Consider the following 10,550-nt stretch of genomic DNA (forward strand, 5'->3'; position numbering starts at 1 on the left):
GCAGAGGATTTCAGAGCGAGACGCTCGACATTCACCCAATCAAACAGAGCCGTTTGACAGTCCGACAAACTCCCCGCTATCATCCGCCACCGAAGCTTCCGAACTCGGAACGGTTGGAAGCTTCCATTCGGGATGTAGCGCAGCCTGGTAGCGCGCTTGACTGGGGGTCAAGAGGTCGCAGGTTCAAATCCTGTCATCCCGATTTGACCGGGGTCATCATGGTTGCCGGTTTGGAAAACGTAACTCCTTGATCGTTAATCACTTGCGTCTCTCACGCCGTGCAAGTGTCATCGACCGGGGTCATGTTCCTACTGGCGAATTCGCCAGCCCTTTTGCATGAACCCCGCATGTTGGTGATGCGTCCGGGGTCTTAGACACAATGGTCTCATGCTTGACGCCGCGCATGTACCGATTTCCCCGGTCATTGCAGTAGAAAGTAGAAGCGCTTCTGATTCAGGTCGGTTCGACCTGGGTTACGAACGGCGAACTGCGTCGGAAACCACGTGTAGGCAATTTGACAGCGGAAATGGCTCCTGGTCGCGGCGGTCGGTGATAAGCACTTCTTTTGCTAAAGCAGATTTCGGAGTGCGAGAGGCGGATGCAACCTCTGTAAAATTGAGGCGAGCTTTTGCAACATTCGTTTCAACACCGAGAGCACGATGGCATGCTCCAAAAAAAACTGAGCCAGGCGTCAATAGGCCTATCAGCCCAGGAATTTGGTAGGAGGAGGTTCAACAACCAGCAAGAGACTCGGGCACGCGACGTATGAAGCCAGTCTCCGAATGACCCGTCACGGCGAACTGGGCCGTGGCAACACCTTCGCGAATCCAGTGGTGAATGGCGATGCTCGGTTTCTCGCGGTAAAAGCAGCTTTTGCGGTTCAGCGGCAAGAACCGCATTGTTATCAATTACGGGCGTCGAATTTTGGCGTCACTGACCTACTGATCGATCAATTAACCCTTCAGCAATCAGACGAGCGATACGGAGCTTATGCTTAGCAATAAGGGATCGACCTGCGACTCCTTGCGAAGATAGTGCTTCCAGTCGCTGCAGGTGTTGTTGTTCGATCTCGAAGGCTCGACGCAATACTTCGTCAGCTTTCGCTTGATCTTTTTCGTGAAGTGCTTGCTGCAGTTGCACGCTGAGCAACCGCAACTCACCCTAGCGTAGCTTTCCAGCACCGATGTAGCCGTGGGAAGCCGATGCTTTCAATCGTTCAAATCGCAACTTTTCCAGCTCAACTTCTTCTTCCATGAGCATGCTTATTCCCGCCTCATCTCCCTGAATTCGAAGGAGAATTAGCCGGGCGTCGTACAATTTGGAACGAAGCTCGTCGATTTGCGTCTCAGCGACGTGTCCCGCCTTCGCACCTTCTTCCACACTCGACCATTCAGCCTCGTATGCGGCGACGGCCTGCTTGGCGAATTGCAGAGCCGTGAAATCGTCATTGCCGATCGATTTCACAGGAACAGCCGTGGTTGCGGCATCGCGAGTCAACACAAGCAGGGTTAAACGCGATCCTTCCGGGGCATCGAACTCCTTCGGAGGATCAACAGAGGAGTCGGCTGGCATGCAGAGAGTCAACTCATTGCCATCGATCTTGTAGATGCAACGAAGCTTCGACCCCTTCGGTGCTTTGCCGTGAGTCTCTGTCGTGACAATTTGGATCGAATTCGGATCCGTAGCCGGATCGAGCGTAAACTGATACGTGTGCTCAGGGCCGCCGTCACCCGACATTGTCATAACGCCGTTGGAGAAGTTGATCCGCAGATCGCCAGCACCATTCTTGAGCAATTGTTGCTCTAGCGACTTCCCATTTGAGATTCCATGCGAAAACACCCAAGTGCCTTGCAGGGCCTTCGTGTGCTTCGAAGCATCCTCCGCAATCGCGACGGAACATACAAACAGTGCAAGTGCAATTCTAAGCAGGACTTTCATCTTGATTCCTTTACTGTTGGTTACCCGAGTGGCAGGACGGCGATCGCGCGAAGCATTAGGATGTCAGGTGGAATCGTTAACACGCGTTGTTGTTCGCAATGAAACGAACCAGCCAGCGATGCCGACGATACAGCCGACGACTTGAATAAAAAGAGCCGTGTCGTCGTGAGCAATCAACGCACTTCCGAACAATAAGGCAGCGGCGATGACAACGATGATGGCAGCACTGATGCTTTTCATTCCAGTCTCCTTGAATTCTCTGTTTAGTTGGGGTCAGTCGGGCGGAGTCGCTGGTAGACGACTTCCGCGGAGTCGGTGTCCGAATCCAAGGGGCTGTCGCTACACGAGGAAGTCCACTGGATTGCGAGGGAATCAACCGAAGTTTTGTCGGCTCCGCTGTGCAGGAAGATGCGTGGATTGCCACCGGTGACGACTCCGTACCAGAGATAGAGATCGCCGTCTTTGCTAGAGATCATCAGTTCCGATTCGCCACCGTAATCGAACTTGATCGTTCCCGATACAACGGCAGCATGTCCTTTTTGCTCAAGGAACTCCCGATACTGATTCTCGTATGTGTCCGACGTTTTGCGATAAGACTCACCGAACCGCTTGTCGATCGCGATCACGAAACCCGTCTGGTTCGCCTCCACCAACTTTGAATCAAGCAAATGGTGCGATTCTTGTGTCGCCTGCCACTTTCCTGAAAGTGCCTCAGTGTTGTCGGTTGTCGAAGTTTCATCAACGTCGGGTTGGGCAGGTTGAATTGCATCGCGTTGCGTTGTGGGAATGCCATTGCCACACAACAAGCGATGTGCCGTGGACTCTTCCCACGTGACGGGGAAGGTGAGAACTTTTCCATCCCGGTCCACGACAATCTTTGATTCTTGTCCGGGAATTTGTGAAAGCATCGCCGCGTTGTAGGCGTCGCGAGACTCGGACTTGGGCCAACGGAACGGACCAATGCCCACGATCACATCATCGACCTGCAATCCGATCTCTCGCGCCGGTGAACCGAGGTCAGAAACTCGCAGGATTCTACTTTCGCGTTCATCGTCGGAGACGGTGGCGACGATGTTCAACCAAACGGCTGCCATGCGACGAACATGCGATTCGGGCAGCAACAAGTGAAACTGACGGAACTGATCATCCGTAATGACCGGTCCGAAGAAGACGATCTCTGACTTGGGGCTAAAGCTCACGCAGTACTGCAGCAAATCATCGATTACATACCCTCCCAGAAAATCGCTGGGGACGACATACCGATGACTCGCCCCATCGATCCCGCCGGGAGTCACGAGGATTCCGTGAGACTGCAAACGCTTGAGTTGTTCCGACTGTTTCAACTGTCGAAGCAACTGCTGCACTTGCTTGGCATTCTCCGCAGGCATAGCCTTGCCGATGCCTTTCAGATACGCTGTGAGCTGGTCGCGTGGTCGGGTTAGCAGCACTCGAAATCCGAAGTCATTGATTCGCTGTTGTGGACCTTTGGCGGTGTAGGTTGCCAGTTCGATGCCGATCAGGACAACCGCCTCAAAGTCGTCAGAGTCAGCGAGCGTTTGCCATGCGTCTCGGACATCATTCGGATCGGTTCGCGCGGCAATGATCGTTTGCTGTGCTCCGATCAGCCTATATTCGATGGCTTTGCCTTCCAATTCGCGACGTGCGGGAATTGTCCACGACAACTCGCGGAGGCTTTCGGGATGCGAAGTCAAATTGATCAGAATTGGCAAGGCTTCCTTCCACCTGAAGTGAACGCAGCCTTCGCAAGCGACATCGACATGCCGATGTTCCAAAAGCATATCCAGGTACGCGGACTTTGCCGCCGGACGCAGCGGTCGATGCACCAGGGCATAGTCGGCCGCTGCGCTTGTGTCTTTGTTATCCGACTCGTGCAGCCGCATCAGCAGCTTGGTGGTAGCATCGGTTCGAATGAACGCGAGTGATCCGATCAGCTTGCGGAGTGCGGTGGGCTCCTGCGTGTTCTTGATCGCGGTTTCAATCGGTTCGAGAGCATCGTCGCCGAACTTCTCAATCAGTCGTTGGCACGAGTTGGCAGTGATGTCGCCTTTGTCTTCGATCTGCATTCCAGCGATCAACAAGTCAATTCGATCGTCGCCTTTGGTGAGTTTGAGTTTCTCGCGGATCGTCTCCTGGCCGAAAAGCGTTCCGAGCGAGTACCAGACGAAACCATGGCCCTCGCCCATGCAAACGGCCTGTGTGTGGTAAGGGCTGGAAGCGGTTTTCCAGAGGATTTTTAATCCTAGAACCGCCAGCGACGACTTCGTAAGCCGCGAGCCTCTAGCCGTGGGTGTTGACGCATCGGACCGGCGGCTAGCGTCTTGCCGCTCACGGGGGAAGAGCACGAATTCCCAGTCCTCATGCTTGAGTTCAAACGGCCCAAGCTCATCCGGTGGCGTTTCTTTTTGTTGCGGCAGATTCGAGTATTCCTCCCACGTTCGGCGAAGCGTGATTCGGTAGCCGAGTGAATCGTCTGCCAGCACCGTTGGTAAGTTGTCGACATGATGAAGCTTCCATGTCGGTGAACCAGCAGCAGCCACAAGGCGATCTGCAAGTCCTTTGAGAGCTGCCTCGGGCAACATCTGGCGGTCTTCTCTCATAACTGCCATCGCGGCACGGGCGGCCACACTCTCACGAGCATTCGCGAGTTCGTTGGTAAGGTACTCCGCCTTGTCGGCTTCGGTCAGCAAGTTCATGCCGCCGGGCATCAAGCGTCCGTCAATGCAATATCCGTTGTGATTGACCAGCCATGCGCTCTGCACAACCATCGCCTCGGTTCGCGTCACCAGCCACTGTTTTGCAAACTCCATGCGACTGGCTTGATCTTCTCGCGTGCCTCCGCCGAGTGTCGCATACACAGTGGCGGCGTTGAGCGTTTCCCTGCTTATCAGACCATGGCCAATGAAAAGGACCTTTCGAAACGCTTTGGCAGCCAGATCGTTGTCTGCCGTTTCACCCTGGCCAGCGTTAAAGTTGTATGACGCCAGCGACCCGATGCGCCACCAGGCGAAGATCTGTTGCTCGCGCGTCAAATCGTCTTGCTGTAGTGCTCTATTCCAATTGGCGATCGTTCCCCGCTGGTCTGTGTGTTTAATGGACGCACGGCCGAAAGATGGATCACTATCGTAGGCAGTTTGAAAAAGCCGCAATGTTTCGTCCGATATCGGTCCATCGTTTACGGCTTCGCCTCCATCTGGTTTCGACTCTGTGGCTTTTTCTATCAATGGGGAACTTAGCAAATCCGGGAGGCTTAGCCGCGGGAGCTTCATGTTGGCTGGCAGGTGTCTCGCGCGGAATACCAGAACGCGATCCGATATATGCTCACCCGCCGTATCGAGTTGCATTGACGCAAGCGATTCAAATTTTTCACCGAACCATGTTGACTGGGGAGCGATCTGACGACCGCCAATGCCACCGAGCGAAACCCCATCACGCCGATCGATGGGATTGTCAATCGACCAGTTGAATGCATCGAACTGAAGTCCGCCGTTGTGCCGCCGGACTGCCTGCCACTCGATTCGCAGGATTGCACCGTCGACTTCGGAGATCACGCTTCCAGCACCACCTTCAGTTTGAATCGGTACTTTCCAATCGACCGCGACTTGCCAGCTTCCTGAGTTGACATCTTCTTCCGATTTTGGATCGGGCGTCAGAACCGCCATTTGCACCTGAAGGGTACCGGTTACGGTGTCCGTATCCTCGGCTTCCTCCGCCTGAACAAGGCCCACAATCAGCGGCGGCACAGTCATCAGCGGAATGAGCAGCGACCCGAACAGAACGGCACCGACGCGTGTCAATCGGAGTTGCGTTCGCTGTGTCATTGTCATCAACCTTGTTACCCGAGACTCGAATTGCGAACGATCAGTCCCCGTCGCGGTCGCTGCAATGGCTCCGGTTGGTTCAGCCGCCACACACAATTCAGCCATTCGCAACAACGCTCCGGCGTAGTCCATCGGTCCATGCCCGGTTGAAACCACCAGATCGTCACAGCACACTTCGCGGTGGCGACTGATCCGCCGACTTAGATACCAAACGACCGGGTGAAAAAAGAAAAACGATTCAATGGTGCGTTGAAGCAAGATCACCAGCAAGTCATAACGTCGAACATGTGCCAGCTCATGACTGATGATTGTGGCGAACTGATCCGGAGTAAGCCCCGTGATGATCGAAGCTGGTATCAATACCATCGGTCGTACGACACCGACAACGGTTGGCACGGTGACTCTTTCGCATAGCGCGACAACGGGCACGATTCGCAATCCAGCACGGCGTGCTTGTTCGGCCACGATGTTGAGCAGATGCGAATCATCAAGCGGCTGCGAGCTCGATCGCAATCTATGCCCGCCCCAGACCGCCAGCGTCAACCGGATGAGAAAAACAGCGACACCAAACAAGTAGGCTATGACTATTATCGAAGCCAGACTCGGCAGCCACGCATATTCACTTCGAGCGACATCTGGATTTTCCAAGACGATGTTATTTCCCGCGATGGTTGACGGCGAGTCTACCGCGACTTGAGACGATTGCGGTTCGGCCGCTATCGTGGTTTGGACCGTCGAGTTGCCCGAATACTCATACACTCCGGCCGGAGGTCCAGAAGGTGGATCATCGATTTGTTCCGGCGCGGACTCCGGCTCGTCCAAAACAACTTCACTCGCAACGGCAGCCGCCTGCATCGGCGCGCGAACATCCACGATGCCCATCGTCAACACAAAGCATACTGGCAAACTGGCGAGCGCGACCAAATGCAAAACGTATCGAGAACTTGTCGACGCCTTACTCAGCAACCGATCGAGGCTCACAACAACTAAGCCAACCAACACGCCTTGCCACAAGAAATGGGCGAGCGAAAGTGCCATGACTTGCGTCCAACTTCCGGCGAACCAGTGATGCCAGAGATCGTTCATTGCTGCTTCTCCCGCATCTTCTGATTGAAAACGTGGCGAAGTCGCTTCAACGAGTCCGCGTCCAGGTCCGTCACGTCAAACAGATTCAGCAGAACGGCCTCGGCAGACCCATCAAACACCCGATCAACCAGGTTGCCTAGCATACTTTTCGACACGGCATCGACGGAAACCAGCGGCTCGAACCGAAACGCCTTACCCTCGACCGGATCGAGCTGCTTTAGTTGTCCCTTGGCAACCATTTTTTGCAGCGTGGTAATCACGGACGTGTGAGCCAGATCGCGTCCATGCGAAGCCAACGCGTCACGGATTTCGCGAGCTGTTTTCGGTGAATTGGCCCACAGCACTTTGAGCATTTGCAACTCGAGTTCGGTCGGCTGCGGTGTCGTCGATCGGGTCATTGTCGTGCTCCCGGCTAGCTATTATTTTTCTATCTCTATAGAAATCCTACGCAAGCGAGAACAGGGGGGCAAGTCCTATTTCTATGTTGATAGAAACAAAAACTGGCCAAGGCCATAAATGTCTTGACTCTCTGCAGTAAACGCTTTGCCAGAAAGCTCCTCGTGACCTGGTGCACGTGACCGGACAAGAGCCGCTTGACACGCATGTGCACACAACGCAACCGCTTCGTTGTCACCTGTGTGCCAACGTATTCACGGCCAGTCCGACAGCGAACATCGGCCAGGCCCTGAGAAAGTCTACCGACTCCACGGCAGCTAGCGCGATCGCGCTGCTGAAATACCAAACCGCGTTTTAGGCCATTGTAGAAATCGCGAACACCGATACGGCTTGAACACGATGGCAGTCTGCAGAAGTTGCACAATCCGCCCCCTAGTCGAGAACTGTGTGCCTGTAGGTGAGATTGAACACCTCTGCAGTCTGCGTCATTAGAATGACATCCAGTATCTGGACGGCTTAAGCTCCGTGTTGCTGGTACCGTAATTGCGTAATGTGGGCGTGTCATTTGCTCCTTCGATTCGCTACCGGACTGCGGAATCTCACGATTCATATCAGAAATGACCCCGGTCACTTTCGCACTTCAACCGGTGAGCTAACGCCCGAGAATCATGCAAATGTCGACGTAAGTGCTTTTGCAGTAGAGACTAGCGGATCCGATAAGGTGCCGACGCCGTGAGCGAAAAGTTCTACTGGCGTCTTGTCGCCCCGACTGAATACGAAACAGCTCGCCGCACTGAGTCGTGGCGAGCTGTTACTATTTAAGCAGCAACGGCTTACGCGAACCACCAGCTGTTGTCGCATAGTTCAAACGAATTCCCGGACCGTGCTGATTGGGACACACATGTTCCGAACGTCAAAGATGGGTAGAGGCTTATTGGGTTCAGATCCAATCGGCAATTTCGCGGCCTTGCGAGTGGACTTGGGGCTTGGCGTGAAGTATCTGGACAAGTGATCCGACACGAAACCCCCTACAAGATAATGGCGTTCGCGGACACTCCGCGAAATATTCTCGCGATGCCCCCGTGTAAAACAGCAGGTAGTGTCCCTTGGCAACGAGAATGTTGGGCGTAAAGACGCTCGCGCTTTCTCAAGTACCTGGCTCGCCTTTCGAGAACGCCATCCCTTTCTCGGTCCAGCTTTACCCGTCTTTGGAGGTTGCTTACCAGATGGTCGCGTCGTATCTGGGTGATATCTTCCCTTCGGATTACGACACGTAATTCAACTCACAGACTTTGAGGATGTCGCTCGGAAGTCGGCGCATCACGCGGACTTCCGCTCCGATACCTTCTACCGGCCGGAGCGTTACGTTCAGAGTTGGTAGGGTAGCTTCGTCCGCCCGCGGATCTCGCCATCAAAAGTGTTGCAACGAAAGTGATAAGGCCTTTCATGATGCATTCGGTACGGTGCGTCGCGTCACTCGATGACGGGAACGGAGAATTCGGTCGAGGTATCCTTGGCGTAGAAGCCAATGTACTCGATCGATTTCAACTCAGGTGGTAGCGAGAAGCTCAAGGTCGTCCCGATGATCTCCGCAGAGCCTGTTCTGTTTGAAAGATCCAGCGAGACAGCTATTTCGAAAGTGTCGTCCGGCGCGAAGGTCGCTCTTTGGGAGCCAGCATTGCCGACGTTGTCCCAACCTCCCGCGAATGCGACATGCTGGTGCATGCCGATGGCGGTACCGATCTTGAAGCTTGCTCCGTTGGTTGGTTTCGATGCCAAAACCAGGGCGCCATTACGAGTCACTCCATTCTTCTGCGCACTTCGGTATTTCAACCGAATGGTCGCGCGATCCGTGATCGGACGGTCCAGCTTCTGAAACGCGAGTCCTTCAGTTTCCGGAGACATGAGGTAGCCAAAGTCAGTTCTGGTCATGCTTGTCCCGAGAACGACGTCGAAAACGCCAGTCGGATCTTCGCCAAACGGAGGCTCAGTCGACTTTTGCTTCACGCGTTTACTTTGACCATCGAGCCGCCACCAGTCAGGTCCTTCAGCCAGTACGGCGGCGTCATGTCGGATCAGGGCTTCTCGCAATTCGGAGAACTTGTCCGGAAACTCGTCCGCAACGTCGGTTGTTTCCTGCCAATCCTCCTTAATGTTATAGAGTTCGAACGATTCGAGGTTGTCGGATCCAACAATCTTCCAATCGCCAATGCGCATGCCAACTCGGTAGTCGGTCGACGCTAAATGATTCCGCCAGTACAACGGTTGCTCACGTTGAATTGCGTGTCCACTGAACAAGGGAAGGAGACTGGTACCATCACTGGACTCTCTTCTAGAGGCAGTTTCAAATGGTGCGGTCATCCGGAAGTGGAATGTCAAGCACATCGCAGATCGTCGGAAAGATATCTGATCCGATGACCGGCGTTTCGCTAACGCTGCCGGCTTTGATCCTTCCGGGCCAACGGACGATGCCGGGGACTCGGATTCCCCCTTCGTGAGTCGCCCGCTTTCGGCCACGTAGACCGCCCGTCGATCCACGAGTTCGGCCTTTCGTTCCATTCCCTTCGGGACCATTGTCTGAGGTGAAGAAGACAAACGTGTTGTCGCGATATCCCATCTCGTCAACTGCGGCCATCAGCTTACCGAAGGCGTCATCAAGCTGCGTGATGTTGCCATGGTGCTGACGAATCTCCTCGTCCTCAATATCCGCGTAGTGCTTCATGTATTGAGGAGCGGATTCGATCGGCAGGTGTGGTTCATGAGTCCAGACGGTGATGAAGAATGGCGTCTCTGAGTCTTTCCGACTCTTCAGCCAGTTAATCGCCTCGCTGGCCGCGATCAATGCGCTGGGGCCTTCCATCCGGCCAACTTCTTCACGATTACGGACGTAGTTGGTCGGATTCATGTGATTGGGGGCGGCGTTATTCTGCGTGGCCAGCCAGTGGTCGTAGCCGTGATCGTCCGGTTGGGGCTGATCGTCAGAATTGAACTTTCCATTGAGGTGCCATTTTCCGACATGGCAGGTTTCGTAGCCTCTTTTCTTCAGCAGCGAGGTAATCGTGATCTCGCTGTCACGCAGGTGGTAAATGCTGCCGCCCGGAATCCACCGCCAGACACCATTCCGATAGGGAGTTCGCCCAGTCAGGATTGCCGACCGCGATAGCGAACAGACCGAACATGCCGCATAGCACTGGGTGAACCGCAACCCTTCACTAGCAAACTTGTCGAGGTTCGGCGACTTGATGACCCGATGGCCGTAACAGCCAAGGTCGCCCCAGCCCTGATCATCTG

At 54.5% G+C, this 10,550-nt stretch carries 7 protein-coding genes and 1 tRNA gene; 2 read left to right on the forward strand and 6 right to left on the reverse strand.

The genetic code is table 11. The annotated features are described in order from the left end of the window. The first annotated feature begins 128 nt into the window (after positions 1–128). Together AB1L42_RS23230 and AB1L42_RS23235 are read left to right on the forward strand one after the other, a co-directional pair. Positions 129–202, forward strand: a tRNA-Pro gene (locus AB1L42_RS23230). Between the two features lie 580 nt (positions 203–782). Beyond that, entirely contained in the window at positions 783–998 is a 216-nt protein-coding gene (locus AB1L42_RS23235; protein WP_367062401.1) for a hypothetical protein, read from the forward strand. 163 nt (positions 999–1,161) lie between these two features. On the opposite strand, the gene AB1L42_RS23240 is transcribed toward AB1L42_RS23235, so the two are convergent. From AB1L42_RS23240 to AB1L42_RS23265, 6 genes are all read right to left on the reverse strand, one after another. Further along, entirely contained in the window at positions 1,162–1,938 is a 777-nt protein-coding gene (locus AB1L42_RS23240) for a TIGR03067 domain-containing protein (protein ID WP_367062404.1), read from the reverse strand. Positions 1,939–2,001: 63 nt separating this feature from the next. Beyond that, positions 2,002–2,178, reverse strand: coding sequence for a hypothetical protein (locus AB1L42_RS23245; RefSeq protein ID WP_367062407.1), 177 nt, complete (start codon positions 2,176–2,178; stop codon positions 2,002–2,004). Between the two features lie 23 nt (positions 2,179–2,201). Beyond that, complete coding sequence (locus AB1L42_RS23250; RefSeq protein ID WP_367062410.1) at positions 2,202–6,863, reverse strand: M56 family metallopeptidase; 4,662 nt, start codon at positions 6,861–6,863, stop codon at positions 2,202–2,204. Next, positions 6,860–7,261 carry a BlaI/MecI/CopY family transcriptional regulator gene (locus tag AB1L42_RS23255; RefSeq protein ID WP_150074409.1) on the reverse strand — a complete coding sequence of 134 codons (402 nt, stop codon included), beginning with the start codon at positions 7,259–7,261 and terminating at the stop codon, positions 6,860–6,862. Before AB1L42_RS23255 ends, AB1L42_RS23250 begins: the two co-directional genes overlap by 4 nt. A gap of 1,471 nt (positions 7,262–8,732) precedes the next feature. Beyond that, entirely contained in the window at positions 8,733–9,476 is a 744-nt protein-coding gene (locus tag AB1L42_RS23260) for a hypothetical protein (protein ID WP_367062415.1), read from the reverse strand. Positions 9,477–9,603: 127 nt separating this feature from the next. Then, on the reverse strand, positions 9,604–10,550 hold a 947-nt coding region (locus tag AB1L42_RS23265; RefSeq protein WP_367062418.1), incomplete at its 5' end, for a sulfatase-like hydrolase/transferase.

The sequence above is a fragment of the Thalassoglobus sp. JC818 genome, from assembly GCF_040717535.1.
GTDB lineage: Bacteria > Planctomycetota > Planctomycetia > Planctomycetales > Planctomycetaceae > Thalassoglobus.

Bases quoted from the DNA above. Each gene is read 5' to 3' on its own strand.
- AB1L42_RS23235 (WP_367062401.1), top strand. From the start codon at position 783: ATGACCCGTCACGGCGAACTGGGCCGTGGCAACACCTTCGCGAATCCA.
- AB1L42_RS23240 (WP_367062404.1), bottom strand. From the start codon at position 1,938: ATGAAAGTCCTGCTTAGAATTGCACTTGCACTGTTTGTATGTTCCGTC.
- AB1L42_RS23245 (WP_367062407.1), bottom strand. From the start codon at position 2,178: ATGAAAAGCATCAGTGCTGCCATCATCGTTGTCATCGCCGCTGCCTTA.
- AB1L42_RS23250 (WP_367062410.1), bottom strand. From the start codon at position 6,863: ATGAACGATCTCTGGCATCACTGGTTCGCCGGAAGTTGGACGCAAGTC.
- AB1L42_RS23255 (WP_150074409.1), bottom strand. From the start codon at position 7,261: ATGACCCGATCGACGACACCGCAGCCGACCGAACTCGAGTTGCAAATG.
- AB1L42_RS23260 (WP_367062415.1), bottom strand. From the start codon at position 9,476: ATGCGCATTGGCGATTGGAAGATTGTTGGATCCGACAACCTCGAATCG.